General features: G+C 43.0%; 26 protein-coding genes and 1 tRNA gene. 16 read left to right on the top strand and 11 right to left on the bottom strand.

What is annotated here, in order from left to right; all coding sequences use genetic code 11:
• Positions 1-45 precede the first annotated feature (45 nt).
• The 3 genes from HWQ38_RS27030 to HWQ38_RS27020 all read left to right on the top strand — a co-directional run bounded on the left by HWQ38_RS27030 (position 46) and on the right by HWQ38_RS27020 (position 1485).
• Positions 46-918: a bile acid:sodium symporter gene (locus HWQ38_RS27030; RefSeq protein WP_292799884.1), complete on the top strand. Its 873-nt coding sequence runs from the start codon at positions 46-48 to the stop codon at positions 916-918.
• A 201-nt stretch (positions 919-1119) separates the two neighbouring features.
• Positions 1120-1305 carry a hypothetical protein gene (locus tag HWQ38_RS27025; RefSeq protein ID WP_292799881.1) on the top strand — a complete coding sequence of 62 codons (186 nt, stop codon included), beginning with the start codon at positions 1120-1122 and terminating at the stop codon, positions 1303-1305.
• Positions 1306-1347: 42 nt separating this feature from the next.
• Entirely contained in the window at positions 1348-1485 is a 138-nt protein-coding gene (locus HWQ38_RS27020) for a hypothetical protein (RefSeq protein ID WP_292799878.1), read from the top strand.
• 224 nt (positions 1486-1709) lie between these two features.
• Here the strand turns inward: HWQ38_RS27020 and HWQ38_RS27015 are convergent, their stop codons facing one another.
• Positions 1710-2891, bottom strand: a complete 1182-nt coding sequence (locus HWQ38_RS27015; RefSeq protein WP_292799875.1) for a serine hydrolase — start codon at positions 2889-2891, stop codon at positions 1710-1712.
• 274 nt (positions 2892-3165) lie between these two features.
• On the opposite strand from HWQ38_RS27015, the gene fdhD reads away from it, so the two are divergent.
• From fdhD to HWQ38_RS26980, 7 genes are all read left to right on the top strand, one after another.
• Entirely contained in the window at positions 3166-4005 is an 840-nt protein-coding gene (gene fdhD, locus HWQ38_RS27010) for a formate dehydrogenase accessory sulfurtransferase FdhD (RefSeq protein ID WP_292799872.1), read from the top strand.
• A gap of 84 nt (positions 4006-4089) precedes the next feature.
• Positions 4090-4914, top strand: a complete 825-nt coding sequence (locus HWQ38_RS27005; protein WP_292799870.1) for an Rpn family recombination-promoting nuclease/putative transposase — start codon at positions 4090-4092, stop codon at positions 4912-4914.
• The gene (locus tag HWQ38_RS27000) at positions 4911-6662 is read left to right on the top strand and encodes an RluA family pseudouridine synthase (RefSeq protein WP_292799867.1); all 1752 of its coding nucleotides are present in this window, start codon (positions 4911-4913) and stop codon (positions 6660-6662) included. Before HWQ38_RS27005 ends, HWQ38_RS27000 begins: the two co-directional genes overlap by 4 nt.
• Before the next feature lie 316 nt (positions 6663-6978).
• Complete coding sequence (locus tag HWQ38_RS26995) at positions 6979-7188, top strand: RRXRR domain-containing protein (protein WP_292799864.1); 210 nt, start codon at positions 6979-6981, stop codon at positions 7186-7188.
• Positions 7189-7672: 484 nt separating this feature from the next.
• Positions 7673-8434: a class II aldolase/adducin family protein gene (locus HWQ38_RS26990; RefSeq protein ID WP_292799861.1), complete on the top strand. Its 762-nt coding sequence runs from the start codon at positions 7673-7675 to the stop codon at positions 8432-8434.
• Positions 8435-8587: 153 nt separating this feature from the next.
• Positions 8588-9706 carry a sulfonate ABC transporter substrate-binding protein gene (locus HWQ38_RS26985; protein ID WP_292799858.1) on the top strand — a complete coding sequence of 373 codons (1119 nt, stop codon included), beginning with the start codon at positions 8588-8590 and terminating at the stop codon, positions 9704-9706.
• Positions 9707-9804: 98 nt separating this feature from the next.
• The gene (locus HWQ38_RS26980; RefSeq protein ID WP_292799855.1) at positions 9805-10626 is read left to right on the top strand and encodes an NADPH-dependent oxidoreductase; all 822 of its coding nucleotides are present in this window, start codon (positions 9805-9807) and stop codon (positions 10624-10626) included.
• Between the two features lie 91 nt (positions 10627-10717).
• On the opposite strand, the gene HWQ38_RS26975 is transcribed toward HWQ38_RS26980, so the two are convergent.
• The 3 genes from HWQ38_RS26975 to HWQ38_RS26965 all read right to left on the bottom strand — a co-directional run bounded on the left by HWQ38_RS26975 (position 10718) and on the right by HWQ38_RS26965 (position 13912).
• Positions 10718-11716 (bottom strand): hypothetical protein, encoded by a 999-nt coding sequence (locus HWQ38_RS26975; protein ID WP_292799852.1) that lies wholly within the window; start codon positions 11714-11716, stop codon positions 10718-10720.
• A gap of 295 nt (positions 11717-12011) precedes the next feature.
• A complete protein-coding gene (locus tag HWQ38_RS26970; protein ID WP_292799849.1) occupies positions 12012-12992 on the bottom strand; it encodes an aldo/keto reductase in 981 nt (326 codons plus the stop codon).
• A gap of 185 nt (positions 12993-13177) precedes the next feature.
• Positions 13178-13912, bottom strand: a complete 735-nt coding sequence (locus HWQ38_RS26965; protein ID WP_292799847.1) for a chromophore lyase CpcT/CpeT — start codon at positions 13910-13912, stop codon at positions 13178-13180.
• Positions 13913-14152: 240 nt separating this feature from the next.
• Between HWQ38_RS26965 and HWQ38_RS26960 the strand changes: the two genes are divergently transcribed.
• Positions 14153-15283 (top strand): WD40 repeat domain-containing protein, encoded by a 1131-nt coding sequence (locus HWQ38_RS26960; protein ID WP_292799844.1) that lies wholly within the window; start codon positions 14153-14155, stop codon positions 15281-15283.
• A 143-nt stretch (positions 15284-15426) separates the two neighbouring features.
• On the opposite strand, the gene HWQ38_RS26955 is transcribed toward HWQ38_RS26960, so the two are convergent.
• Positions 15427-16074: a TetR/AcrR family transcriptional regulator gene (locus tag HWQ38_RS26955; protein WP_292799841.1), complete on the bottom strand. Its 648-nt coding sequence runs from the start codon at positions 16072-16074 to the stop codon at positions 15427-15429.
• Positions 16075-16196: 122 nt separating this feature from the next.
• Here HWQ38_RS26955 and HWQ38_RS26950 point away from each other — a divergent pair, with 122 nt between their 5' ends.
• From HWQ38_RS26950 to HWQ38_RS26935, 4 genes are all read left to right on the top strand, one after another.
• The gene (locus tag HWQ38_RS26950; protein ID WP_292799838.1) at positions 16197-17567 is read left to right on the top strand and encodes an efflux RND transporter periplasmic adaptor subunit; all 1371 of its coding nucleotides are present in this window, start codon (positions 16197-16199) and stop codon (positions 17565-17567) included.
• 114 nt (positions 17568-17681) lie between these two features.
• Positions 17682-19634, top strand: a complete 1953-nt coding sequence (locus HWQ38_RS26945; protein ID WP_292799836.1) for an ATP-binding cassette domain-containing protein — start codon at positions 17682-17684, stop codon at positions 19632-19634.
• 33 nt (positions 19635-19667) lie between these two features.
• Positions 19668-20774, top strand: coding sequence for an ABC transporter permease (locus HWQ38_RS26940; RefSeq protein WP_292799833.1), 1107 nt, complete (start codon positions 19668-19670; stop codon positions 20772-20774).
• Positions 20775-20806: 32 nt separating this feature from the next.
• Positions 20807-21928 carry an ABC transporter permease gene (locus HWQ38_RS26935; RefSeq protein WP_292799830.1) on the top strand — a complete coding sequence of 374 codons (1122 nt, stop codon included), beginning with the start codon at positions 20807-20809 and terminating at the stop codon, positions 21926-21928.
• Positions 21929-22100: 172 nt separating this feature from the next.
• Here the strand turns inward: HWQ38_RS26935 and HWQ38_RS26930 are convergent.
• From HWQ38_RS26930 to HWQ38_RS26915, 4 genes are all read right to left on the bottom strand, one after another.
• Positions 22101-22174, bottom strand: a tRNA-Pro gene (locus HWQ38_RS26930).
• A 50-nt stretch (positions 22175-22224) separates the two neighbouring features.
• Positions 22225-22590, bottom strand: coding sequence for a DUF1818 family protein (locus HWQ38_RS26925; protein ID WP_292799827.1), 366 nt, complete (start codon positions 22588-22590; stop codon positions 22225-22227).
• A 95-nt stretch (positions 22591-22685) separates the two neighbouring features.
• Positions 22686-23318, bottom strand: coding sequence for a hypothetical protein (locus HWQ38_RS26920; protein ID WP_292799824.1), 633 nt, complete (start codon positions 23316-23318; stop codon positions 22686-22688).
• A gap of 23 nt (positions 23319-23341) precedes the next feature.
• Positions 23342-23578, bottom strand: coding sequence for a DNA-directed RNA polymerase subunit omega (locus HWQ38_RS26915; protein ID WP_292799821.1), 237 nt, complete (start codon positions 23576-23578; stop codon positions 23342-23344).
• Positions 23579-23735: 157 nt separating this feature from the next.
• Here HWQ38_RS26915 and HWQ38_RS26910 point away from each other — a divergent pair, with 157 nt between their 5' ends.
• Entirely contained in the window at positions 23736-24158 is a 423-nt protein-coding gene (locus HWQ38_RS26910) for a fasciclin domain-containing protein (protein WP_292799818.1), read from the top strand.
• Between the two features lie 191 nt (positions 24159-24349).
• On the opposite strand, the gene HWQ38_RS26905 is transcribed toward HWQ38_RS26910, so the two are convergent.
• A complete protein-coding gene (locus tag HWQ38_RS26905; RefSeq protein WP_292799815.1) occupies positions 24350-25822 on the bottom strand; it encodes a glycoside hydrolase family 13 protein in 1473 nt (490 codons plus the stop codon).
• 157 nt (positions 25823-25979) lie between these two features.
• Complete coding sequence (locus HWQ38_RS26900) at positions 25980-26747, bottom strand: SDR family oxidoreductase (protein ID WP_292799812.1); 768 nt, start codon at positions 26745-26747, stop codon at positions 25980-25982.
• Between the last annotated feature and the right edge of the window lie 50 nt (positions 26748-26797).

The following is a 26797-nucleotide window of genomic DNA, read 5'->3' as shown; positions in this document are numbered from 1 at the left end:
CCCCTGCTTCTTCGCCCCTCCGCCCCTCTGTGTGAGAAAAAAATCATGAACGAAATCTTGTCAATAATCGATAAACTCGCACTTTTCACATTTATCGTGTTCACCATGCTGGGTGCAGGGTTAAGTCTAACTGTACAACAGATTTGGGAACCACTCCGCAACCTTCGCTTAGTCATATCATCGCTGCTAACAAATTTTGTGCTAGTGCCGCTTTTTGTATATTTATTACTACAAGTAGTACATTTAAGTGAACCACTCAGAGATGGCTTACTGATCATGGCAGTAGCATCAGGACCTCCAGCACTACCTAAACTTGCCCAGATAGTCAAAGGCAATATAGCTTTCTCGGTGGGATTAATGATGTTGCTAATGCTGGGCACAATTTTTTATATGCCGATTGTACTGCCCTTAGTAGTGGAAGGTGTGCAAATTAACTCTTGGGATATTGCCAAACCCTTATTGTTAATGATGGTCAGCCCATTGATCATTGGGTTATTCATCAAAGCAAAATTGAGTGCGATCGCCCCCATTATCCAGCCGATTTTGTTCAAATTATCTAATGCTGGATTGCTTTTAGGTCTGGTTGTCAGGCTGATAGTTCACACTAACGATATCATTGGCTTATTACAAACAGGTGCAATCTTAGTTTGTGCCGTTTTCATAGTCTTCTCCTTTAGCGTCGGTTATCTTTTGGGCGGTCCTGGTATCGATACCCAACGAGTGCTAGGAGTAGGAACAGCTCAACGTAATTTTGCCGCAGCATTATTAGTAGCTACAAGTAATTTTGAAGATCCCAGCGTGGTGAGCATCATCATGGTGACGAGTATTTTAATGATGATTGTAGTTTTGATCGCTGGGCCAAAGTTCATAGAACTAAACCAAGGAACGGGTGTAGAGATAGAGCAGCCTCTAAGCTAAGGTGGGCTTTTTGGCCCACCCCACAAGATTGGGTAATTTATTTGTTGTCAGTCCCTAGTTTGCGGTTATTGTAACTAAACTTTCCCACCTGAAAAAAAGGACGGGCCAAAAAGCCATTGGTGTCAAGTTAAGAAAAATAGAAACTTGTCAAGTGGGTAAAACTGAATGGATAAACTCAACACCCTTGTGTTGAGAATAACCATGAGTCAGCCACGGAAAAAACAAGGAAATCCAGATTTTCGGCATCAAGTCACCGTCCCCGCCCCATCAAGCCAAGAGATAGAATCGCGGCTGTTTGAGTTAATCAGTCCGGGTACATTTGCCAATCTCAAAGGGGTAAAAGACTTTAAACGTAGTTTGCGCTCCGGCATAGCCCGCCTTCTCTAGGAGACGCTCCGCGAACGGCATCGTGTACTAACCCTAACAGTGATGGCAGCAATAGTATTGAGTCTAGTGTATCGACAAATACAGCATTTAACAGATGTGCTGGGCTGCCTGGAAGTTGAAGGATTGTTGTGGGTTAACTCATCCCCCGGCTTGAAGCCGGGGGTAAATCGAAGTCATTAGTACCAATGACTAATGACAATGGAAAGGCGGGCGGCTATCCCGGACATCCCAACAAGAGGGGTGTCCGGGATAGCCGATTTTCATTGAGGCAATGCAGGTGAGTCGGCAAGCTCTATCTCAACGCCTTGGGAACTTCTTGCCAGCGCACCTGTTTATCGGACTGTTTGAGCAAGTAATAGAGCCTCTAGCAGTCAAAGCCCTACAAGCATAATTACAAATTAGGATCAATGATTCTCGACAACTTCCAGACCTGTCCTAGCTACTGATTTAATATCAACATCCTGATTGTTTAGCAGCACTATAATGGTGGTATTTTGATTGGGGAGATACGCAAGCAATGTTACGAAGCCATAAGCTGTACCACTATGCCCAATTGCTTTTGCCAAAGGAGATGAAAACCGTTCTACACCTAAGCCATAGCTATAGCCTTCGCCATTATCTTTAAATTTCAGCATTTCTTTGAGCATCTTCGGGGAGAGTAAGGTTTTTTTGACAAATAACGCTTTGGCGAACTTGGCTAAATCCTCTGCTGTTGAAACCAATCCACCATCTCCTAAACCATTGCCATCATTGACTTGGGCGTAGCTATCTAGCTTACCATGCTTATGGCGATCGCCATAACCTGTAGCAACTTCTCCAATTGTCGGTTCGCGCAGTTCCGTAAAGGTATGTTTTAATCTTAATGGTTTTAAAATCTGATTGCGGATTGCTTGGGCGAGAGTTCCTTTAGTTATATTTTCAACAATCAGTTCCAATAGAATGTAGTTGCCATCAGTATAAATAAATTTTTCTCCGGGATTTGCACGCGGTTCTTCTTGGTACATATACCGAATAGCTTCTCTGGCTGTCCAAGGCTGTGAGCGACTTCTTTTCGCTGTAGCTTGAATAAACTCTTTTGTTTCTAGGTATTCCGCAATACCACTGGTATGGTTGAGCAGTTGACGAACTGTAATTCTGTCGCTGTTGATAATATGAGGACTGATGTCTCTTGGTAAGTAGGTTACGATCGCCTGATCTAATTCTATCTTCCCTTGTGCAACTAATTTCAGCACAACCACCGCCATAAAAGTTTTACTCATACTGGCAATAGAAAAGCCATCTGTGGTTTTCATCCGGGTTTTAGTTGACAAGTTATTCACACCAGATGCTCCCAGCCAATCACCTTTGGGTGTAGAAATATACATGACTGCACCAGGGATTTTTTGTTCTACAACTATCTCATTTAAAAGTCTCTGTAGTTGAGAACTTTTTCCTACAGTAGAGGTAGACATGACTTGTTTAGCAAGAGATTTTTCAATTACTCTCTGACTAATGTTATCACCCACTAGGTATCCTGCAAAACCAAGGGAAATTACAAAGACTATTGCAAATAAAATTTTGCTGAAAGCCAAAAATTTTAGGTTCATTTTACTTCCTAAATAGAAACCTAGTACCGCAGGGCGGAATTCAAAATTCAAAATTCAAAATTCAAAATGACTACAGGGTAAGCGTTTCATGGTTACGTAGCTCTGCCGAAGTATTGATTTTGAATGGGTGGTTTATTTACCCTGTGCTGTACTAGCCGAACTAGCTCAACAGCACAAAGTAGTTGGTGAGCATCAAAGAGACATCTGATATACAAATAGCATTACTTTATTCCCAGATTAGTATCAAAATTTAAATTCACCAACTCTCATAAAAATGAAAATGGCAACTAAAAGCAAGACAAAAGCCACTGTCTGGGTTGTGGAAAATGGTCAAGTGCGGCCTCGTTTAGATCATCTCACTACAGAGGAACCTTTAGAAATTCGCCTTGTTCCTTTCCAGAAGACGGTAGCTGTCACAATGCGGACACCAGGGGCAGATTTTGAACTAGCTGCTGGTTTCCTCTACAGTGAAGGAGTCGTTAGCCGCAGAGAAGATATCCGACGTATCAGCTACTGCGTTGATGAATTAGTAGATGGTGAACAGCGCCATAACATCGTAAATGTAGAACTGCGGGATGGGTTGATTCCAGATTTACAGCCTTTGGAGCGTCATTTTTACACTAGTAGCGCCTGTGGAGTGTGTGGTAAAGCTAGCCTTGAGGCTTTGCGTCTGCGGGGATGTCCAGTGATTCCTTCTGGCCCAACGGTAACACCTGAGATCATCTATAGCTTACCAGACAAGCTCCGGGCTGCTCAAGGTATCTTCACTGCTACAGGGGGTTTGCACGCTGCGGCTACCTTCGATGCTCAAGGACAACTGTTAAATCTGTGGGAGGATGTTGGGCGACACAATGCTTTGGATAAATTGATTGGTACAGCTTTGCTCAGTAACGAATTACCTTTAAATAATTGTATTGTCCTAGTCAGTGGACGCTCTAGTTTTGAGATTTTGCAAAAGTCTACAACTGCTGGAATTCCTATTGTTTGTTCTGTTTCCGCTCCCAGTAGTTTGGCGGTGTCTGTCGCCAAGGAATTCGGAATTACCTTAATTGGATTCCTACGCGGAGAACGGTTTAATATTTACACTGGTTTACAAAGAATAAACGCTGCTTAAGAACACATTGTGCAAAAAAACCAGTAAAGTTATTTCATGCGACGAGATTCAATATTTTACAAACTGTTTTAACAATCCCCCACTTTGCTCTTTGAACTATTGACAAATCCCCCGACAAATGCTGATGCCTATAGATTTGATTCGGTTGCTATCAAAGAACCCAAATTTGAAATTGATGGCGTGTTTTTACCACCTGAGAATGAAAGTCCGGGTACTGTATATTTCTGTGAGGTGCAATTCCAGAAGGACGAAAGGCTGTATGAAAGAGTATTTGCGGAATCATCGTTATATTTTTACCGCAACCGTGCCAGATTTAGCGATTGGCAACCAGTGATTATTTACCCGTCACGCAGTATTGAGCAAAGTGATATTTATCCCCATCGCTCATTTCTTAACGGTGGACAAATATATCGGGTGTATTTGGATGAATTGGGAGATATTCGTCAATTACCTCTATGGGTAGCATTGATGGTGTTAACTACGGTGGAAGAAGAACAAGCGCCGGAAGAAGCAAGGTATTTGTTAACAAGAACCCGTCAAGAAGTGCGATCGCCATCAAGTATCGCCATAATAGAAATATTGACAACAATAATGGTGTACAAGTTTGAACAATTAAGCCGAATGGAGGTAGAAGAGATGTTAGGAATTACACTCAAGGAAACGAGAGTTTACAGGGAAATTAAGGAAGAAGGACGAGAAGAAGGACGAGAAGAAGGACGAGAAGAAGGACGACAGCAAGAGGCTGCTAATCTGGTAATTCGACTTCTAACTAAGCGATTTGGAGAAGTTTCTCTTGAAATGCGATCGCACATTTCCAGTTTACCTCTACCTGTTCTTGAAGGTTTGAGTGAAGCACTGTTAGATTTTACTAGTATCGCTGATGTGCAGGCTTGGCTAGAAGCGCGATGATCCCACTTTCAGATTTCATCGACTGCGATTTTGAGATCAGCGACTCATCTTGTAGTTATTACTACCAAGGGCGTTGTCCTGAAAGTGGCGTAGGCGTAGCCCGTCGTAGACATCGCTTAAAATTACCCCGCACCTCAATGTCGGAAGTGATCGCCCACGGACTCATGCAACAACTTGCCAAAAATGACTGTTATTCTCGTGAAGGCAAGATGTATGGAATACTATTGGTTGAACTGCCTAATGGCGAACAACGGGTACTCAAAGCCTTCTCTGGTCTTTTGAATGGTTGCAGTGTGGTTGAGGGCTGGGTGCCGCCAATTCCCGGACGAGAGGAAGTTGCTTTACAAGAAGCCCGCACTTTGGCACAGTTGGACGCGATTAAGCAAGAAATTCTTACTTTGAAGCAACTGAGCGATCGCCAGCAGTACCAAACCCTGTTTGCTCAGTTTGAGCAACAGTTGCAAGCAATGAGCGATCGCCATCGCCATTGCAAACATCAACGACAGGAAAAACGTCAGCAAATCTGCAATACACTCACTTCAGAAGCACTCACGATTGCTCTTGAACAACTCGACGAAGAAAGTCGTCAGCAGGGAATTGAACGACGGCAACTTAAACGCCAGCAAAATGCAGTATTACAGCCCCTTCAACAGTTAATTGCAGCGACGGATGAGCGAATTAGCGAACTGAAACAACAGCGTAAAGCACTGTCCCGTCAATTACAAGCTCAGATGCAGGCTAGTTACAGCCTGACTAATTTTTCCGGGCGATCGCAATCATTGCAAGAATTGATGCCAGGAGGTTCGCCCACTGGTACAGGAGACTGTTGTGCCCCCAAGCTACTACATTATGCGGCAACACATAATCTCAAACCACTGGCAATGGCGGAATTTTGGTGGGGTGCGTCTTCTGTAAATCAGGATAAAATTCCGGGAGAATTTTATGGAGCATGCGCCGAGCGATGTCAGCCATTGATGGGATTTTTGCTATCAGGGTTAAGACCTATTTCAATCCCTAATAGGGATTTTCATACAACAGCCCCACTCTTGCTAAATAGATTAACACATTTGCGTAGATCCAATGTGTTTGACTCCCCAGCTTTCTCCACTATCAAAGGAGAGATCCCCATTCTTTATGAAGACAAATGGTTGATTGCTGTAAACAAACCTGCTGGGTTACTTTCGGTACCTGGGCGTTATTGCGATCGCCAAGATAGTGTTTTGAGTCGCTTACGTCATCTTAGGGCTGATGGTATGGCACTTGCATCTGTGCATCGCCTAGATCAGGAAACTTCTGGTATTCTGTTGTTGGCACGCGATCGCCAAACTCATCGCCAACTCAGCCAGCAGTTTCAGCAACGCCAGATTCACAAGGTTTATGAAGCTATCCTTTCCGGTGCGGTGACAGTTGAGCAAGGTGTGATTGACCTCCCACTGTGGGGAGATCCCGAAAATCGCCCTGAGCAAAAAGTTGATTGGCAGCAGGGTAAACCTAGCTTGACACACTTCCAGGTTATAGCGAGAGAAGGAAACTACACCCGCGTAGAATTTACGCCGCTAACAGGACGCACTCATCAGTTGAGAGTTCATGCGGCTGATGCGCGAGGACTTGGGGTAACTATTTTAGGCGATCGCCTTTATGGATGCTGTGCAGTTACCAGTCGGTTACATCTGCACGCCAGAGAACTTCGCTTCCAGCATCCGCAGTTAGAAAAAACCCTGCATTTACAAGCGATTACGCCCTTTTGACGCATCATCTCATGTCCACTTGACTACTTATTAAACTTCAAGAACCCCAAAGAGCTAAAGCTGTGCTTTGTCTCCCCTAACAGCAAGCCTATTGCTTTTTAAATTTGTATGTGATAATTTCTGCTTGTAGTGAATTCAACGCATATCCGACCGATTTACCGTATTTTAAGGAATTAATATCACAGCTAAGAGACTTCTCAATAAAAAAATACCCCACAAGATTGAATAATTTATTTTTGGAAATTCCTTAGAGCAAGATTGGATGATTGATTTTTTGCTAGTCCTTTAACAAATTTATTCGTAAGGAATATCACGCATGACCAAAGTATTAATACTCGATGCCAACCAACAACCCTTGTATCCAGTACGCATCAGCCGTGCTAGGCTGCTATTGTCACAAGGTAAAGCTACCGTATTCCAGCGATATCCCTTTACGATCATTCTGAAGGAGTCCCTTTCTGGTCTAAAACTTGAGCAACTTGGCTTCAAGATTCACCCTAGCATTAAAATAATTCGTAATTCGTAATTCGTAATTCGTAAGGGACTTCCAAATAAAAAAATATCCAACTATTTATTGTGGGGTGGGCGACACGAGAGCCCAGTAACCAAAGGCTCTCGTGTCGCCCACCCCACAAGTAGTAGTAATTTATTTCTTGGAAGTTCGTAATTGAATTCTTAACTACGAATTACTTGCAATCAAGAAGAAACAGTCTATCGCCGTGTAGATAACAGTGATGCCGAAGGACACGCACAATTAACAAGTAACTGAAATGCTTCGGCATCGCCAGCCGTAGGCATCGCTTCAAGCAGGTGATATCTACCGCCTGTTACCCCCAGATGGTGATATTCACGCCGTCAAAACCATATCTCTGAGCGCATCTGTATCCATCTTCTGGGTAACGATACTGGTTGCGTCTTACCTGACCCATTGATCATAGAATCTCACAGCGTCAAATCCTTTGGCTCTGGAGATTCCAAGGCTCCCTGTAAAGACGAAGAGGAAAAAGAACATGCCCAAGTACGATAGACCACAACCCCCTGTATTCGAGCGAGTTGAAGACGAACGCCTGCACCGTAAGCAACGCCTAGCTGCTGCCTTTCGCCTGTTTGGTAAGTTTGGGTTCAGCGAGGGAATTGCCGGTCATATTACAGCTCGTGATCCCGAATTTACAGACCATTTCTGGGTCAATCCCCTGGGGACATACTTCGGTCACATCCGAGTTTCTGACCTGATATTGGTTAACAAAGAAGGTGAAGTGGTTAAAGGTGATGCTCAAGTAAATCGAGCCGCTTTTGCCATCCATTCTCAGCTTCATGAAGCTCGGTCTGATGTGATGGCGGCGGCTCACGCCCATTCACTTTATGGTAAAGCCTGGTCTAGCTTAGGTCGTCTCCTTGACCCCTTGACTCAAGATTCCTGTGCTTTTTACGAAGATCATGCGCTATTTGACGATTTTACAGGTGTTGTTTTAGAAACTTCTGAAGGTCAGCGACTGGCGCAAGCTTTGGGACCAAAGAAAGCGATAATCCTACGTAATCATAGCATTTTAACTGTGGGACATACAGTAGATGAAGCTGCCTTTTGGTACATTAGCTTAGAGCGATCGTGCCAAGCCCAACTGCTGGCAGAAGCTGCGGGTAGACCGACTACTATCAAACACGAAACAGCCCGTTTAACACAAACTCAAGTGGGGTCACATGCAAGTGGATGGTTCAGTTTCCAGCCACTTTACGACAGGATTGTGCGCGAAGAACCTGATTTGCTGAATTAGTGCTGTGTTTCTTGGCACTGCAAAAATAGGCGCGGAAGTATTAATTTACGCCCACTTCCCGCTATTTTTAGATCAAATTTCCCTGGATTTATTTATATACTCCGGTAAACCTATAAGTTTATAGTATTCATATAGTTCAGAGAAATCATTTTGATGATTAACCTAATCTTTCGCCGTTTCATTGCCAAGTGGATATCCTTGATCAAGTTGAGGAATATCCCCTTTCACAACCAATATAAATTCTTCTTTTCTTCTCCTTTGCCAATAGTCGGGGCTTTTGTTACAGGTCTTTGTCTGAGCTTGCTATTTGCTGCCTGTTCATCGACATCGACTGTTAATTCCTCTAATCCCAGTGCCACATCTGTTGGTAATTCTGCTGCAAGTAAAGCAACAGTAGTCAGATTTGGTTATCAAAAATCGACCATTTTACTTAGAACTAAGGGTGTTTTAGAAAAGCGTTTGGCACCAGAAGGTATCACTGTAAAGTGGAGTGAATTTCAAGCGGGGCCTCAACTACTAGAAGCGATGAATGTGGGTAGTATTGACATCGGTCCTGTAGGAGAATCACCGCCAATATTTGCTCAAGCAGCGGGAGCATCACTAACTTATGTTGTTGGTACTGCGGCTACTCCAGCTAGTTCAGCAATTCTTGTTCCCCAAAATTCCTCGATTCAAAAAGTTACTGACCTAAAAGGCAAAAAAGTTGCTTTTCAAAAAGGGTCTAGTGCCCACTTATTATTAGTCCAAGCTTTAGAAAAAGCGGGATTAAAATATACTGACATTGAACCTAAATATTTGGCACCGGCTGATGCCCGCGCTGCATTTGTCAAGGGCAGTCTAGATGCCTGGGTAATTTGGGACCCCTTCTATGCAGCAGCTCAACAGGCAACTAATGCTAGAGTCCTGATTGATGGCACAGGGATTAATAAACAGGGAGGATATTATTTGATGACTCGCAAATTTGTCACTGAAAATCCCCAAACTGTCAAGACAATACTGGAGGAAATTCAAAATTTAGAAGATTGGTCTAAACAGAATCGAGAAGAAGTAGCAAAAACTCTAGCACCTGTGTTAGGAATTGATGTAGAAACGATGAAAAAAGCAACTAACAGACGAACTTTTGGTCTTGTACCAATTGACGACAATCTGATAAATCTACAACAAGGTGTTGCAGATACATATTATAAATTGAAGTTAATTCCCAAAGAGGTAAATGTGAAGGATGCAATGTTGACAAAAGAAAAATATGCGGCATTTTCACCAAAAACTTAAACTAGTACAATGAATTGGCTATAAGGGCATATCTCTCTATGCCCTTAGAGATGAAATTGGTGTTAGTAATAAAATATCTGAAAATTTTGGAATTGATTATGACTAATCCTACAGAACTACTGCGATCGCGCTACGGTGAAATTCCCTTCAGCCCCGAAATTGAATGGAATGATTCGCTGACAGCATTATTATCTCACCGTTCAATCCGATCTTATCTATCTGACCCTCTACCACCGGGAACTCTGGAGTTACTAATTGCAGCCGCGCAATCTGCATCTACTTCCTCTAATTTGCAAACCTGGAGTGTGGTAGCAGTCGAAGATCAACAGCGCAAAGAGGAGTTATCCAAATTAGCCGGAAATCAAGCACATATTAAGCAAGTACCTTTATTCTTGGTTTGGTTAGCAGACTTAGCGCGTCTAAGCTACGTTGCTGAGAGTCGCGGCATATCTGATGATGCGCTGGAATATTTGGAAATGTTTGTGACAGCAACAATCGATGCAACGTTAGCGGCGCAAAACGCAGTAGTTGCAGCTGAGTCACTCGGTTTGGGAACAGTATATATCGGCGGAATTCGCAACCACCCGCAAGAGGTAGCAGAGATATTAAATTTGCCCACCTCTGTGTATGCTGTATTTGGGCTGTGTGTCGGTTATCCGAATCCGGAAGTAGAAGCAGCGATTAAGCCGAGGTTGCCGCAGTCAGCGATATTGCATCGTGAAACCTATAAATTGGCAGATCAAGAAGAAGCGATCGCTCACTACAACGACATCATCAAAGAATTCTATACTGAACAAAAGATGGATGTTGCTGGCGATTGGTCAGAACACTCAGCCCAACGGATCGCAACTGTGGAGTCATTGAAAGGACGCGATCGCTTGCGTGAAGTTCTCAATCATCTCGGCTTCAAATTGCTGTAAACAAGAAAAATCAAGCCATGAGAATAATTTACTGAATTGACAGGCGATCGCACCAAGATTTAACTAATTATCAGATAGAGATGCGATCGCTTCACTCGTTTGATTTCTTGATTAAGTCGTAGTTCCAGGTATAAAAACCGATTTGATTGGGAAATCTAGAGAATCGCCCTGTACGATAACCCCGTGATAATTCCTTCTGCACCCCGCCTTTTACCTGTTTAAGTTCATGTTCATCAAGTTTTCCATAAATCCCTTCAATGATTTCATTAATACTGAAAACTTTTGAAGAATTTTGTTCTAAAAAATCGGAAATGGCATCAATCAAAATTAGCTTTTCAAATGGTTCAAGCTTAGGTACTTTTTGAGGTGTTGTTTCCCGAAAAGATTGGTGATTTTTGTGCTTGTTTTGCCCAAAGTAATTCTTAGTTTGATTAGAGGTAAGCAAACGTGAATCTAGAGTATAATACCCAGGCTTCCCTTTAACAGATGACCAATTATGAGTTTCTCTACTCTGGGTAAGTGAAGATTGAACTCGACCTTTAACTAGTTTGAAGATATCTGGCTCTAGCTCTCCATAGAGCGATCGCACGATCACGTCTATGTGAACAATTGTGCCGATCTGTTTTGCCAACAGCCGTTCAATCGCATCGGCGCGACTTAAAGATTGATACTCTGGCAACATGGGAATCTCTACCCCATATAGCGATCGCTGTTGAGTTGATGTTTGTGTTTCTATAAGTGGTAATATGGGCGGTAGTAATTCCACAGTATCTGTACCTGCGTCAAATTCTCCCGACTTGGAATCGTCCCATTGCAAGAGTTCAAGAGGGCTAGCTTCTTCCAGTTTAATATCAGAGTTATCAGTGAGAAGTAATAACGAATTTTCTTCTTTTTCAGGGGTGAATTCTTCGCCTGCTACCTCCGAGGCTAAAGACCAGTTAGATAACAAAGCTTCTACGTGAGTGAGATTGGCTTTGGCTTGGGTATATAGTTTTTCGTACTTTTCAACTTTGGGTGCGTAGTAATCTCGCAATGCTAATAGTGGCTCTAAAGCGCTTTGGGGAAGGTCTAAGGGGAAGGGACTATTCATAAAATTTCAATTTAGCTAGGATTTGATGCAGCAGCAAAGTTATAAAGATATATTTTAGGATAAATTAATACTACAAATACCATAATACATGCTAAGGCGTATAGAAAAGAAGGTTCATAAATATCTTTTGGAAGATGTATTGGTTATTGACTTAAATTACTAGAAATTATTGTTTCTAGTTATATTCTAAATGCCCGGCGCAAGTATCGCCCCCATTCAAGCGAGGAAAGTAGAGGAGCGATGCCTACGCTGATCAAAAGCAGAATCAGAAAAAATACTCCACCACTGAAATCGATCAACGGTTAACAGTAGTCATGTCAGGGTAGCGATCGCCTGCTGCCACATCTTTTGGTGCAACAGTTTCAAGTCGATTCAACTCTTGTTGAGTCAGGGTAATTTCGGTAGCGGCAATATTCTCCTCCAAATAAGTACGGCGTTTTGTACCAGGAATTGGCACAATATCTTCTCCTTGAGCCAAAAGCCATGCTAGTGCAAGCTGACTAGAAGTTACTCCTTTTTCGGTAGCAATTGCCTTGACTTGCTCTACTAATTCCAGGTTCTTAGAGAAATTTTCACCTTGAAAGCGAGGAGAATTTCTTCGATAGTCATCAGCTGCAAGATCATCAGGGCTGGTAATTGCACCTGATAAAAACCCTCTTCCTAATGGGCTATAGGGAACAAATCCAATTCCTAATTCCCGCACAGTAGGTAGAATTTCATCCTCTGGATCGCGGCTCCACAAAGAATACTCTGTTTGTAGTGCGCTAATCGGATGAGTAGCTTGCGCTCGTCGAATTGTGGCGGGGGCAGCTTCGGAGAGTCCTAGATAGCGGACTTTACCAAGCTTGACTAACTCTGCCATTGCCCCGACAGTATCTTCGATGGGTACGGTTGGATCTACACGATGTTGATAATAGAGGTCAATCACTTCAACTCCCAGACGTTTTAGCGAGGCATCGCAAGCTGTCTGGACATATTCTGGTCTGCCACTAATCCCTTTCCAACCACCATCTTCAGTGCGGACATTGCCAAATTTGGTTGCTAAAATTACTTGCTCTCGGCGATCTTTAATTGCTCTGCCTACTAGTTGCTCATTAGTAAACGGCCCATACATATCAGCAGTATCAAGGAAATTAACCCCAAGTTCTAATGCTCGATGAATTGTAGCGATCGCCTCAATTTCATCACGACCACTATAGAACTCAGACATTCCCATGCAACCAAGTCCGATATTTGAAACTTCCAACCCAAGTTTGCCTAGCTTTCTGGTTCTCATAAAATAATCTCCTAGTCAGTAATTGGTCTTAAGAATATTAGGTCTTTTAGCATTATCCCTTTCCCGATCACTAAGTCATCTATTCTTAGAGGTATTTACTGATATAAGTAGGTTGAAAAATTTAAAAATCAATATTTTGCGGGTACGCCATTGCGCTAAGGGGATTGTCGCATAAATCGCTAACTTCAAACAGAGGTTTTATTCTTTTTTGATTTCTGTTTTAGGTTATCTGAAATTACGTTTTTTGTACTCCAAATTCCCAAAGCCAGCAACCCTAATGTGACAGAGGGTTCTGGAACAGACTCAACTCGACGGAATTCGATGGGTGTGGCGACAAGCAAATTACCTTTCTGATCAAAAATCTTGTCTAGGGAGTCGATGCTACTCTGCTCAATAGTTACATCGGAAACCACTTTGAAGCCATCACTTGTTATACAGCCATTGGGAGCGTTATTTCCAATGTAGCTGTTCGGCTGCCAAAATAATTGCAGATTACAGGTGTTCTTCTCAACATTGTTAATACTAACAGTTGGCGTAGACTGAGAATGATTGCATAACCCGCGTACAGTATTATTATTCAAAAAGCTGCTAATACTTAGATTCACAGCCGAATTCCCTTCACTAAAAGAATAAAGGCGTAGGCGTTCAAAACCTGGGCTTTCTTGTTCCAGATAAACGTTCTGTGTCTCAGCCAGAGGATTAGTATCATCCAGTTGCACACTACAAGTTGAGATAGTAATTAATGGCACAGAAGGGCTATTAGCAACCTGTTGGGCATTATCAAAAAAACCAGTGAACCACTGTGCTACTTCCTTCACCTGTGTCTTAATTGGTGGCGCAATGGTGTCAGCACGGCTTTGTTGAACAAATGAAAATGTGGTGACTAATACTGTCAAAATTGATACTTTGAGTAAATGCATATAGGTTCTGACTCCAACAATGGCAGATTAACAGACAGATGAGAAATAATTTACCCTATTAAGCCCCATCTCGCGCCAAGAAATAAATTTCTTAGCTATTGGCATCTCGCATCCCAAAATAACCATCTGTGAATCTAATCGCCGTAGATAGACTATTAACTTATACCCAGCCTTAGACTGTGGTCTATCAGATATCGTGCGATCACATACCCGCCCGCCGTAGGCATAGCACCCGATTAAATGGGAACACTATTAATAATTGCGTTCCTCACCGCCATGAAATTATTGAATTTCCTCAAATCCAAACCAGCTATTACAGCTTTAGCGATCGCACTAGCCATCACTGTCATTAATGTACATTCTTCCAGTTCAAATCCTCCCATTGCTAGGAGTACAATTACTCAATCACAATCACATATTCAACTTGTTCACACACTGACAGCACATAAAAAAGTAACTTTTGGTGTTCCAGCAGTTGTGATTAGCCCAGATGGGAAAACCCTGATTAGTGGAGGTAGAGATGATACAATTAAAGTCTGGAATCTACGTACTGGAAAATTGCTGCGGAGTTTAGATGCTCACTCAGATGGTGTTACTTCAATTGCGATTAGTCCAAATGGGAAGCGGATTGTAAGTGGTGGGATAACCACTCCAACAATGAAGATTTGGGATTTACGCACTCAATTAATGCTGACGCTTAACATCGAAAGTGGACATAGCCAGCCAGTAGAAACCGTTACTATTAGTTCAGATGGTAGATTGATTGCTAGTGGCAGTGATGACCACACAATCAAGCTTTGGGATTTACACACGCTTAAGCTGCTTGATACCATTATTGCAACTTCAGAATTTGTGAGTAAGGTTGCATTTAGCCCTGATATGCAAACCCTTGTGAGTACTGGGGGTGGCGATGACAATACAATTAGGCTGATTTCACTGCAAACTAAAAAAACACGCCATATTCTCAAAGGACACAAAACCCCAGTTGATGCTATTGCTATTACCCCAGATAGCAAAAAGCTCGTCACTGGCAGTTTTGGTCAGCTAGTTTCTGGAAATCGGGCAATTAGCACCCTGAAATTATGGAATCTCCAAACTGGAAAATTGCTGCATGAGTTTACTGACAATTTTAGTTCAGTTGAATCTCTTGTGATCAGCCCCGATGGAAAAATTCTGATCTGCGGCAATTTTGATGGCACTATTAAACTGTGGAGCTTAGAGACTTTGAAACTGTTGCACACCTTTCAAGATGGTTCCAGTTCCGTTTTAGGGCTTGCTCTTAGCCCAGATGGTAAAACTCTCGCTAGTAGCAATGAGGATAGCACTATACATATTTGGCAAATTAACTATAGCGGTTCTGGACTCTTGTGAGGTACAAGAACCCCACCCCCAACGCCCTAAGAGCAAGCGAGCAGGGGGCTAAGATATACCTTATGTGATTAGGAAACGCTATAACTGCATTAACTATTACCTACAGATGGAAATTTAAATGCCAAAAAAACAGATTTTACGAATCACCTGGAAAGGTATATTTCTGTATTTAGAGACTGGCTCATGACCACATTCATTAAGCTGTCTACCAGGCGATCACGTGATAAAAACATGAGTTCTTTTCCATACAAAACTTCTTGTACAATCACGTAAGATACTAGCGAACCAAAAAAAATCTGAGCCATTGCTTCTGGGTCGATGATTCCTAATTCTGGATGAGATGCGAAATACTGACTCAGCATTTGCCGACCGCGTTGCACAACCGTTTCGGTATAAAGTTTGGCTAGTTCAGGAAAGTTTTGTGACTCGGTGATAATCAACCGCAACAAGGCCAAATAATCGGGATTATCAGCGACTTTGGTTAAATAAATTTCCGCAACTTGACGCAACAAAATCGCTGGTTCACCGTGCAATTTTTCTGTGCAAAAAATGCTTTGAAAACAAGCCAGCGTCAACCGTTCTATCAACGCTTTAAACAGCCCTTCTTTATCTTGAAAGTGAGTGTATATTGTTTGCTTCGACACTCCAGCTTCTGCGCTGACACGATCCATACTTGTTCTAGCGTAACCCTCCTTCAAAAATACCCGTATAGCTCCTTGCAAGATTTGCTCCTGCTTGGGAGCGATCGCAGGTAAAGCATTTCCTATTTCGGAAGTAGGATTTTTGGACATGAAGAGTAAATTTTTTGACGTATCTCTTGTTTTATCATACTATACAGTCTAGTATGATGACCAATAATTCCGAATTTTCGATTTTCATTTACAAAATATTTTTTACAATCCAGGGTGCTACCATGACTCAGACTATCCCGACATCCCCGGAAAATCTTAAAGAGCCGCCAGTATCGAAGCAGCAGCCGCACAAGAAACCGATTCCTTTACTAATCGGGGGGGTGCTGGTGGTGGTTGGCATTGGCTACGCCGTGTGGCGCAGTCAACCACAAGCACCAGTGAATGTACTGAAAGTTAGCGGCCGGATTGAGGGTTATGAAACCGAGATTGGGATCAAGCGTTCTGGAAGAATTGAGTCAATAGTCGTGCGAGAAGGGGCAGCAGTTAAAAAGGGGCAAGAGTTAATTAAGTTAGACAACACAGACGATCAATTGCTGCAAGGACAACTGCTGGGTACTCAAGCGAGAGTGACATCTGCTAAGTATGATGAACAGCAGGCAATTTCGGATGTCGAGCAAGTCGCCAGAGAAACTCAAGAAATTAATAGCCAAATTAACGAAGCCAAACTGAATTTTCGCCAGTCCCAAGGGGATACCCAAGGCAGAATTGAGCAGGCACGGGCAAATGTAGCAGCAGCCAGAGCCACATTAGTACAAGCACAAGCCCAAGTTAAGCAGGCAGCAGCAGAAGTTAATTTAGCAAAAATCAACCGCGATCGCTATACCCAATTAGTCAAAGAAGGGGCGATTAATCAACAACAATTCGATCAAGCACAAACCACCCTTGAGACTGCGATCGCAACCCTAGAAGCACGAGTTGCAGCAGTTAATGCCGAACGCCAACAGTTAAGTGCTACATCAGGGGCGTTAACTCAAGTTAAAACTACAGGTTTGAATCCTGACATTCGCAACGCCCAGTTAACAGCATTAATCAGAAAGCAGCAGCAAAGTGATGCTCAACTTAAATCTGCACAGGCGAAAGTCAACTCTGCCCGTGCCAAAGTCAAAGATGCTCAAGCATCAAATCAGCAAATCCTCACCCAGATTGCAGACTCCAAAAAAGATTTAAATGTAGTTAGTCCCTTAGATGGAGTGGTAACAGCCCGGAGTGTCGAACCAGGTGCAGTAGTTAGCAGTCAGACTAATATTTTAACAATTGTTGATCCCAAAACAGTGTATTTTAGAGGTTTTATTCCCGAAGGCGATATTGGCAGAGTGCGTCTAGGACAAACAACGAAAATCTTGATTGATTCTGCGCCAGGTAAACCATTAGAAGGTAAAGTAATTGCGATCGATCCGCAAGCTTCATTTACACCAGAGAACATTTACTTTCAAAAAGATCGAGTCAGACAAGTAATAGGAATTCGGATCAAAGTTCAAAACCCTGATAACTGCTTTAACCCCGAAAATCCTTATACTAAATCAGATTTACCCTGCGCCAAAATGGGGATGCCAGCAGATGCCGAAATCAACCTGAATCCAGAAAGCAGATAACAGAACAACATTTCATTAATTCCTCCCAAATTCTCCGCGTACCTCTGCGCTTCCCTCCGCGTGCCTTTGCGTTTAAATTTCCCCCCTCAATTCTCCAAACTAGGAGGCTAAATAATGCAACAGCAAACAACAGTAGTTACTCCAAACTCACCGCAATCATCTAATCTTACCACTACAGCAATTAAAGTTGATAGCTTACACAAGCACTATGGAAACTTAGCTGCTGTACGGGGAATTGATTTCAGCGTCCACAAAGGTGAAATGTTTGGATTAATTGGCCCAGACGGTGCAGGAAAAACTAGCACCTTTCACATTTTGGGCGGTGTGATGGAAGCAACGGCGGGAGACGTACAAATATTTAATCAACCTGCACGAGATGCCCGATTAATCACAGGTTATCTCACCCAACAGTTTTCGCTGTATTTGGATTTGAGTATTGATGAAAACTTGCGTTATGCAGCAGGGTTGCGGCAAGTAGCAGACGATTTATTGCAAAAACGCCGCAATAAATATTTAAGATTAATGAATTTGGAGCGATTTGGCGATCGCTTGGTGGGACAACTTTCTGGGGGAATGAAACAAAAACTGGCGCTATGTTGTGCTTTAGTTTCTCAACCAGAAGTTTTGTTACTAGATGAACCTACGACAGGTGTTGATCCAGTTTCCCGGCGGGAATTTTGGGATGTGCTAGGAGAATTATCAGCCGAGGGGATGACAATTGTAGTTGCTACACCATACTTAGACGAAGCTGAACGCTGTAACCGCGTCGCTTTGATGTACAGTGGGCAAATTCATGAAATTGGCACACCCGCAGACTTACGGGCTAACTTAGGTTTGCATCGCTTAGAAGTGCGAACAGCAAATCTGGAGGCGACAGAACAAATACTATCTCAGACTACCCAAACAAATATAGTAGATGTGCAAACTTTTGGCGATCGCTTAGATGTCCTCGTGAAAGATATAAATTCCGGCGAAACCGAAGTCCGCAAACTACTGCAACAACATCAGTTACCTTCCCCCAGTATCGAGCATGGTGAACCCACATTAGAAAACGTCTTTGTTACGCGCCTGCGACAACAAGGTTCGGTACCGCAATTTTTTCCATTTCCTCGTTTTCGCAAAAGAGGACAAGGGGAGACTAAAAAAGTAGCCATCTATGCCCACAACCTCAGTCGGATCTTTGGCAAGTTCCAAGCCGTTAAAGATGTCAACGTCGAAATCCGCTACGGCGAAATCTTTGGGTTGTTAGGTGCTAACGGTGCTGGCAAAACCACCACAATTAAAATGTTGTGTGGATTATTAGAAGCAAGTGGCGGTGAAATTTCCTTGGGTGGTGAAACCGGAAATCTGCGAAGTGCAGACTTACGACGACGCATTGGTTACATGAGTCAAAAATTCACCCTTTACGACGATTTAACTATTCTGCAAAATTTAGAATTTTATAGCGGAGTTTACGGTGTACCTCGCAAACTCCGACGAGAAAAAATTGACTGGGTAATTGCTACCTGTGGCTTAGAAGGACAAGCAAATATGATTACTGGGCAGCTACCGGGAGGTTGGAAACAGCGAGTTGCTTTCGGTGCTTGCGTGATGCACGAACCAGATATTTTATTTTTAGACGAACCAACATCGGGGGTAGATCCGTTAGCGCGTCGCCAGTTTTGGAAGCTGATTAACGACTTCGCCCGCAACGGTACAGCCATTTTAGTAACAACACACTATTTAGAAGAAGCTGAACAGTGCAACCGCATGAGTTTTATGGTTGCAGGAGAAACCGTCATTGAAGGTTCGCCAAGTTCTGTCAAAGCCTCGCAACCGGGACAACTAATAGAAATTATTGTTAATCAAAACCAAGTTGCTTCCAAGATACTCAAACAACACTTTGAATCGTGGCGCATCTCGATTTTTGCTGATAGTTTACACGTTGTCCTTGATCATCCTGAGCAGGAGATAAATCAACTAACTCAACTTTTAGAAGCTAATCAAATTAGCATCAATTCTTTGCGTTCCATTCCCTTTTCTTTAGAAGATGCTTTTATCGGTATTGTCCAGCGATCGCAAAAATAGGAATTGAGTGGGGAGAAAGTTTACTTAATATATATGAAAAGAATTTTTGCTCAATGTGTGAAAGAAATAGCCCAATTTCGCCGCGATCGCCTGACATTAGCGTTAGCATTTTTGTTGCCATTCATCACCCTAATAATTTTTGGATTTGCGATCAGATTAGAAAGTAAAGATATTCCCTTAATTGTACAAGATTTTAATCGCACAAATCTAAGTAGCAGCTATATTGAACGATTGTATGCCACTAATCAATTTGTGCCTAAACAATGGTCTGGTGGCAATCCCACACGCGATGCAATAGATAAGGGAATTGCCAAAGCTGCTGTAATTATTCCGCCGGAATTTAGCCGCGATATTCAAGCAGGAAGAAGTACAAATGTACAAGTATTAATCGATGCAACTGATGTTAATAATGCCCGTGTAATTAAAAATAGTATTCAGAGAGTCACAAACTTTTTCATGCAAGAGCATGGACTGATACCTGCTACTAATAGTATTACAGCACGAATGCGTTTATGGTTTAATCCTGGTAGATTAGAATCGTTGTATATTGTACCAGGAACTTACGGCGTTGTACTATGGATTTTTCCTTCATTGCTGTCTGCGATCGCAATGGTACGAGAAAAAGAAAAAGGGACAATTTTACAAGTTTATGCTTCGAGTATTAGTGCCACAGAACTATTACTTGGTAAAGGATTAGCATACTTATTAATTGCCATCGCCGAGGCATTAATAGTTATGATATTAGGCTCAATTATTTTCCAAGTTGGCATAGTTGGCAACCCGATAACATTACTACTTGGCACATTACTATTTCTGACAGATAGCGTTCTTTTTGGCTTACTTTTAGGAGTCCGTAGCAGTAACCAAAATGCTGCTGTACAAGGCGCTTCCCTACTAGGTTTTATCACATCCTTATTACTCTCAGGTTTTATTTATCCCCTCAACAATATTCCTTTCCCCTTATCACTACTACCTAACGTAATTCCGGCGCGTTATTACATTGATATCACTCGTGATGCCTTCGTGCGCGGTACAGGATTTGCCGGAGTTTGGTTTGATTTACTCATGCTTGCAGGCTTGGGATTAGTATTTTTCAACGTATCACGCCGAGTTTTAAGTCGAATGCAATTACCTAGTTAATCTCTCTGTGGTTCGAGAAAAAGGAATTTTTTATGAAACTTATTCAGCAATTATTTAATAGTCCATTTTGGGCATTAGTGCGGAAAGAAATTAATCAAATTACCCGCAATAAACAATTAATTGTTTTGTTAGTTATTCCACCGACAGTCCAATTATTACTGTATGGCTTTATCCTCAATCCCGACGTTCATAACTTACGATTAGGTGTCATTGACTATGCCAACGTCAGCGCCAGTCGGGAGTTAGTTTCAGCCATGACATCAAATCAAATTTTTACTTTAGAATCTGTACCAAACAGTGAAAAAGCATTGAGTCGTCAGGTAGAAGAAGGAAAACTAGATGTCGGAGTCATAATTCCTCCCGATTTTCCGCGTCAACTGGCACAAAAATCCGCAGAAATTCAAGTATTTATCGATGCTGTAGATGCCAATACAGCCGGAATTGCGGGAAATTATATGAATCAAATTATCCAGCAATATAATCTGCAATTAACCCAAGGTCAAGCAAGTCGCTCAATCTCACCAGAAGTTGTGTTTCTTTACAACCCCGGACTGACGAGTAGTTGGTTTTTTGTACCAGGAGTTATGGGTTTAGTTTTAACATTAATTGGCACATTAGTATCAGCAATTACTGTTGTTCGGGAAAAAGATACGGGAACTTTAGAACAATTATTAATGACCCCGGCTGCTAACTGGCAAATATTACTATCGAAAATAGTCCCTTTAGCATTTTTATTAATGGGAGATGTCTTATTAGCTGTCACATTAGCAACAGTAATATTTCATGTACCATTTCGAGGAAATTTTCTGCTATTTTTCGCCTTATCAAGTATGTATGTATTTGTCGGGATTAGCCTGGGTATTATGTTGGCGACTGTGAGTAGTTCCCAACAACAGGTAGTCTTGACAGCTTTCTTTATTAATTTACCAATGGTACAAACTTCTGGCGCGATCGCACCCATTGAAGCCATGCCTCCCTTCTTTCAAGTCCTATCCTTACTCAATCCCCTCCGCCATTACATTGCGATCATTCGAGGTATTTTGCTCAAAGGCGTTGGCTTAGATGTACTGTGGATGAATGTTTTAGTTTTAGTCGCCTTTGCTGTTGTGTTATTAACTATTAGTATTAGTAAGTTTCGCAGTCAGTTAAGCTAAAGGATATATTCAGATTGATTCTTGTAATACCTGCAATCCCCATTTGTAAAGCGGCGTAAGTCTTATGTAATTCTGTAATGATTTTGTGCTAAAGATTTGCTATCGTCTCGCAGACTTGATTGAAAAACCTGCCAATCTTTTGAAAAGACTAGCAGGTATGGCTTATCATCAATCGGAGCGGCGGGATTTGAACCCACGACCTCCACTACCCCAAAGTGGCGCGCTACCAAGCTGCGCTACGCCCCGGTCAGAATTATTATCATACAGCAAAACTTGAGGATAATCAAGAGGCAAATTTAAAAAACCTTGAGCATCCCAGTAGCTTGCAGTAAATCTGGAACAGCAGAAGTATTCCATTTACCTTCTACACATCGCTCTGTATTCAATATGAAGCGCAGACTGTAATTATCAGGATAGCCTTCTACCTCCATCCATAATAAATCGCTTTCGGCTTCACAAGCAATTTTTTCCTCTTCCATCAATTCAGTTGCGAGTTGCTTCATGGTGTCTGCTAGCTGTGCTAGTAGACGGCAAAAATCATTCAACTCGGCTTCAGTTAACTCAATTGCCCAATCATCTGTACCCACTAAACCTTTAAATTCAGGTGCGTCGGGGTTCCAGCCAATACGCCAACCAAATCCGCTTTTGACAACACGTTCCATAAAAAGTTAGGAGTTTGGAGAGACGCGATTAATCGCGTCTGTAGTTTGGAGAGACGCGATTAATCGCGTCTGTACAGGAGTTAGGAGTTTTTGATTTACTTGAGTAATTCCGCACCTCCCCGTTGTGGTGGCTGTGGGGGAGTGGATGTACTAGGACTGGGTGTGGTGTTGGGGCTAGGGGCTGGTGTATTTTGAGAAGTAGGATTAAATATATTGACTAAGACTTGCACTAGGGCATCTCGCTGGCTGCGGGTGAGACGGGTAATGGCTTTACGATCGCCTTCTATCGGATTTTCCCGTAATGAATCATTCCCTGGATAGCTATTATCATACATAATTTCATTCGCACCCAGGTAATCAGCTAAAGTCAGCTTCCAATCCAAACGATAAATTGGAGCTCGCCCTTTGGTATAAATGTGATATCTAATCAGGCGATTTACTAAGGTGTTGTTTTCGGCAACTTTCCCATTTTCTTTGCTGATATACTTATTTTCGCGTGGTAAATCTGGCAATTGCTGATATACTTCCTGCCAAACATCGCTAGGAGTGATTCTCTGAGCGTACGCCCTTGGCGTCGGCGCAGCCATCGCACCTTGCATATAAAATAAACTTGTATCTATTGATTTCCCCGTCCCTGAACCCAAAACAATTACACCCACCACCATTAAGGCAGTGAGTGTCTGCCAGGGCTTGAGTAGGGGTTGAATGAACGATAAATGTTTGCTCATCCTACCTTCTCTAAAACCTTTATTTATAGTTCGCCAATGATTTCTGGCTGAGTCAATTCATCGGACATTTCGATAATTGCCCTTAGCACTGGCTTCATCATCACATCTTCGTTACTTTCAAAGTCTTCATAACGCCGACGTTTAGCACGATTTGCCACCTGAACCGTAATGCGGTAACGATTTGAGGCTGCACCAATCAGCTCCTCTGAACGGTGCATAATCTGAGACTGAGTTGTCTCGAACTTAGAACGCTTTAGCATAATCAGTGGTTCTTGGGGTCATTCCCCAGTGTAGCAGTACTAATAAATCTGCTGCTGTGTATTTAATCGCTAGCAACCTCTCTCTTGATAGAGGTTGAGAGTGTTTTAATTAATATAAGTTACTTATAATATTACCTGACTAAAATTACACACGCTTATGGCTGATCTTCTGGAAACTGCTGTTAACGCCGGAAACTTCACTAGCCTGGTGAAGGCTGCTAAAGCTGCAAATCTCATAGAAATTCTGAAAAGCCCTGGTTCTTTCACACTATTTGCGCCGACTGACGAAGCTTTTGCCAACTTGCCAGAGGGAACTACTTTAGAGTTGCTACTACAAGATATCCCCAAGCTGAAGAAAATTGTGGCATATCATATCGCTAGTGGAGATGTTAGGTCTGATGATTTGGTACAGATTAATGAGGCAGAAACGATTGAAGGGTCAATTGTAGCCATTGAATCTGCCAACGGTAAATTTAAGGTGAATAACGCCAATGTCATCAAAACAGACATTTTGACAGACAATGGCGTGATCCATATTATTGATGCGGTGTTAATGCCTGCGATGGTGGCAGGAAGTTAATGGATTGGGCACTTGTACTGAGCGAACGCGAACAGCGCGGTGCCCTGAGCTTGCCGAAGGGTCTCGTAGAGAAGCCGTTGGCGTAGCCTCTCGTAGAGAAGTATTGGGCATTGGTTATTCTTTTTGTCCCCCTTGTCCCCCTCATCCCCCTCATCCCCCACTCCCTGGTACAGACGCGATTAATCGCGTCTCTACTCCAGACTCCCCACTCCCAAAATACACCCACTGCGTGCGGGAACACTCAACGTCAACTGCTGAGTTTCTCCTTCACCATTCCACTCAACCTCAGCAGTACCATATAACTGCTTGTTGGGTTGAGTACGCAAACTGGGGATATCTACATTCGCTGTTGCCGAACTTGTGCCAGCGTTGACGGCAATTATCAATTCCTCTGTCCCTAAAGTTCGCGCAAAGATATAAAGTTGTCCTTGAGCATGGAGGACTTGGTAATCACCTGTACGCAATGCTGGGTAAGTTTGGCGCAGGACAATTAATTGACGGTGAGTATTGAAAATTTCTCGCTCCCACTTGGCTTCTAAAGGAAAGCTACGGCGGGAGTCGGGATCTATGCCACCAGGTAAACCAACTTCATCACCATAGTAGATGCTGGGGGCACCAGGATAGGTGAGTAGCAGTAGAGTTGACAATTCCACACTGGCTTTATCGCCGCCTGCAATGGTCATTAATCGGGCTGTATCGTGACTTGCTAACAAATTGAGTTGAGTTAGCTGAATTTCCCAAGGGTAAAGTTGCAGTACTTCTTGGATTTTGGTGGCGTACTCGGTGGCAAATAAGGGTGGGTAAGGTTGATAGTCGCGGCTTTGAACTTGGTCTAAGACTACGCGATCGCCAGCTGCAAAGGCAATTGTCGGCCCCGCAAATAAATAATTCATCACCCCGTCAAATTGCGTCCCATCCAACCACTGGCGGGAATCTCCCCAGACTTCGCCGACAATGTAAGCTTCAGGATTGACTGCCTTAACGCGATCGCGGAATTCCTGCCAAAAGCCAGGAGTTTTTATTTCAAATGGTACATCCAATCGCCAACCGTCGATGCCGAATTTAATCCAATATTCGGCAATCTCCATAATATATTCTCGGACTTCGGGATTATCGTGATTAAATTCTGGCAAAGCCCGATTTCCTACCCAACCCCCGTAGTTAGCAGGGAATTCCCCATTGTATGGTGAAAGCGGCCAGCCATCTATTTTGAACCAATTTACCCAAGGGGAATGGGGACCATTCTCTAAAACGTCATGGAAAAAGAAAAAGCCGCGACTGGAATGGTTAAACACTCCATCCAGAACGACTTTGATATTCCGTTCATGGGCGGCATCGAGTAAATCCTTAAAAGCCTCATTACCCCCTAACATCGGGTCAACTTGGTAATAATCGTGGGTATGATAGCGATGATTACTGGCGGATTGAAAAATCGGTGTAAAATAAATCGCGTTAATTCCCAGATCATGGATGTAGTCTAATTGCTCCATAATGCCCCATAAGTCGCCGCCTTTATAACCTTGGAGTGTTGGCATAGCTTCCCAATCTTCCCAACGGGCTTCATGCAGCAGCCGTTTGCGCGGCTGTTTGCTTCTGGCAAAGCGATCTGGGAAGATTTGGTAGAAAACCGCGTGTTTTACCCAGTCTGGTGTTTGAATTTGCATGAATAAATTTTTGTAGCTTCAAAAGCGATCGTTGCAAATATTGGTTTCTTTATGGCTCTTACTTATGATAGAAAATCTGTCATTTATCAGTAGTTATTAGAGGATGTTTGAAAAGTATTGATTGATCGAGATCAATACTTTTGCAGGTTGCTACCCGTTAAAGATGGGACCCGCCAGTAACATCAAGGTATTGACCCGTCACCCAACGGCTGTCAGATGAAGCGAGGAAGGCAGCCGCATCTGCAACATCGCTGGGTTGACCGACTCGACCCAGTGCTGATAGACTGGCTGCAAATTTCTGTGAGGCTTCGTCCGCAAGTATGTCTGCATTCATCTCTGTGTCAATGATGCCGGGAGCGAGTGAATTGACCGTGATGTTGCGTACCCCAAGCTGTTTAGCGAGTACAAGAGTGAGGGTGTTGATGGCTCCTTTGGTAAGACTATAGGCAGTCACATCAGGAAAGGCAATGCGCGTCACTCCAGAGGAGAGGTTGATAATCCGTCCACCGTCTCGCAGTCGGGGGAGTGCCTGCTGGATCAGGAAGAATGGCGCTTTCACATTAACCGCAATTAGTTCGTCGAATATTGCCTCGGTCGTTTCCTCAATAGTTACTCTGGGAGCAATCCCAGCATTGTTAACCAGGATGTCAAACTCATTCGTGCCGGTTTGCTGGTTCAGTGTAGCGTCCAGTGCTTCGTAGAGCGCATAGACATTTGCCAGCGTGCCTAACTCTGCCTGGACTGAGAAAGCGGTTCCGCCATTGGCTTTAATCTCTTGGACAACGGTGTTAGCAGCATCGGCATTTCGCCCATAGTGAACGGCAACCAATGCCCCATCTTGAGCAAGCCGCAGGGCGATCGCTCTACCAATGCCACGACTCGCACCCGTCACCAGGGCAACCTTGTTCTCCAGTAATTGACTCACTTCAAACTCTCCTGTGCTGTATCAAATGCACTTTGCAGATTTGCTTAGGT

Source organism: Nostoc sp. NMS7 (assembly GCF_017115085.1).
Lineage (GTDB): Bacteria > Cyanobacteriota > Cyanobacteriia > Cyanobacteriales > Nostocaceae > Nostoc.
The sequence above is the reverse complement of the archived record's forward strand: the minus strand, read 5'-3'. Positions and strand labels throughout refer to the sequence as shown.

Excerpts from the sequence above, each read along its gene's own strand:
- HWQ38_RS26950 (WP_292799838.1), top strand. The coding sequence starts at position 16,197 with ATGACTCAGACTATCCCGACATCCCCGGAAAATCTTAAAGAGCCGCCA.
- HWQ38_RS26915 (WP_292799821.1), bottom strand. The coding sequence starts at position 23,578 with ATGCTAAAGCGTTCTAAGTTCGAGACAACTCAGTCTCAGATTATGCAC.
- HWQ38_RS26945 (WP_292799836.1), top strand. The coding sequence starts at position 17,682 with ATGCAACAGCAAACAACAGTAGTTACTCCAAACTCACCGCAATCATCT.
- HWQ38_RS26980 (WP_292799855.1), top strand. The coding sequence starts at position 9,805 with ATGACTAATCCTACAGAACTACTGCGATCGCGCTACGGTGAAATTCCC.
- HWQ38_RS26965 (WP_292799847.1), bottom strand. The coding sequence starts at position 13,912 with ATGCATTTACTCAAAGTATCAATTTTGACAGTATTAGTCACCACATTT.
- HWQ38_RS27015 (WP_292799875.1), bottom strand. The coding sequence starts at position 2,891 with ATGAACCTAAAATTTTTGGCTTTCAGCAAAATTTTATTTGCAATAGTC.
- fdhD (WP_292799872.1), top strand. The coding sequence starts at position 3,166 with ATGAAAATGGCAACTAAAAGCAAGACAAAAGCCACTGTCTGGGTTGTG.
- HWQ38_RS26985 (WP_292799858.1), top strand. The coding sequence starts at position 8,588 with ATGATTAACCTAATCTTTCGCCGTTTCATTGCCAAGTGGATATCCTTG.
- HWQ38_RS26920 (WP_292799824.1), bottom strand. The coding sequence starts at position 23,318 with ATGAGCAAACATTTATCGTTCATTCAACCCCTACTCAAGCCCTGGCAG.
- HWQ38_RS27025 (WP_292799881.1), top strand. The coding sequence starts at position 1,120 with ATGAGTCAGCCACGGAAAAAACAAGGAAATCCAGATTTTCGGCATCAA.
- HWQ38_RS27020 (WP_292799878.1), top strand. The coding sequence starts at position 1,348 with ATGGCAGCAATAGTATTGAGTCTAGTGTATCGACAAATACAGCATTTA.
- HWQ38_RS26975 (WP_292799852.1), bottom strand. The coding sequence starts at position 11,716 with ATGAATAGTCCCTTCCCCTTAGACCTTCCCCAAAGCGCTTTAGAGCCA.
- HWQ38_RS26970 (WP_292799849.1), bottom strand. The coding sequence starts at position 12,992 with ATGAGAACCAGAAAGCTAGGCAAACTTGGGTTGGAAGTTTCAAATATC.
- HWQ38_RS26910 (WP_292799818.1), top strand. The coding sequence starts at position 23,736 with ATGGCTGATCTTCTGGAAACTGCTGTTAACGCCGGAAACTTCACTAGC.
- HWQ38_RS26905 (WP_292799815.1), bottom strand. The coding sequence starts at position 25,822 with ATGCAAATTCAAACACCAGACTGGGTAAAACACGCGGTTTTCTACCAA.
- HWQ38_RS26995 (WP_292799864.1), top strand. The coding sequence starts at position 6,979 with ATGACCAAAGTATTAATACTCGATGCCAACCAACAACCCTTGTATCCA.
- HWQ38_RS26955 (WP_292799841.1), bottom strand. The coding sequence starts at position 16,074 with ATGTCCAAAAATCCTACTTCCGAAATAGGAAATGCTTTACCTGCGATC.
- HWQ38_RS26925 (WP_292799827.1), bottom strand. The coding sequence starts at position 22,590 with ATGGAACGTGTTGTCAAAAGCGGATTTGGTTGGCGTATTGGCTGGAAC.
- HWQ38_RS26990 (WP_292799861.1), top strand. The coding sequence starts at position 7,673 with ATGCCCAAGTACGATAGACCACAACCCCCTGTATTCGAGCGAGTTGAA.
- HWQ38_RS27030 (WP_292799884.1), top strand. The coding sequence starts at position 46 with ATGAACGAAATCTTGTCAATAATCGATAAACTCGCACTTTTCACATTT.
- HWQ38_RS26960 (WP_292799844.1), top strand. The coding sequence starts at position 14,153 with ATGGGAACACTATTAATAATTGCGTTCCTCACCGCCATGAAATTATTG.
- HWQ38_RS27000 (WP_292799867.1), top strand. The coding sequence starts at position 4,911 with ATGATCCCACTTTCAGATTTCATCGACTGCGATTTTGAGATCAGCGAC.
- HWQ38_RS26935 (WP_292799830.1), top strand. The coding sequence starts at position 20,807 with ATGAAACTTATTCAGCAATTATTTAATAGTCCATTTTGGGCATTAGTG.
- HWQ38_RS26940 (WP_292799833.1), top strand. The coding sequence starts at position 19,668 with ATGAAAAGAATTTTTGCTCAATGTGTGAAAGAAATAGCCCAATTTCGC.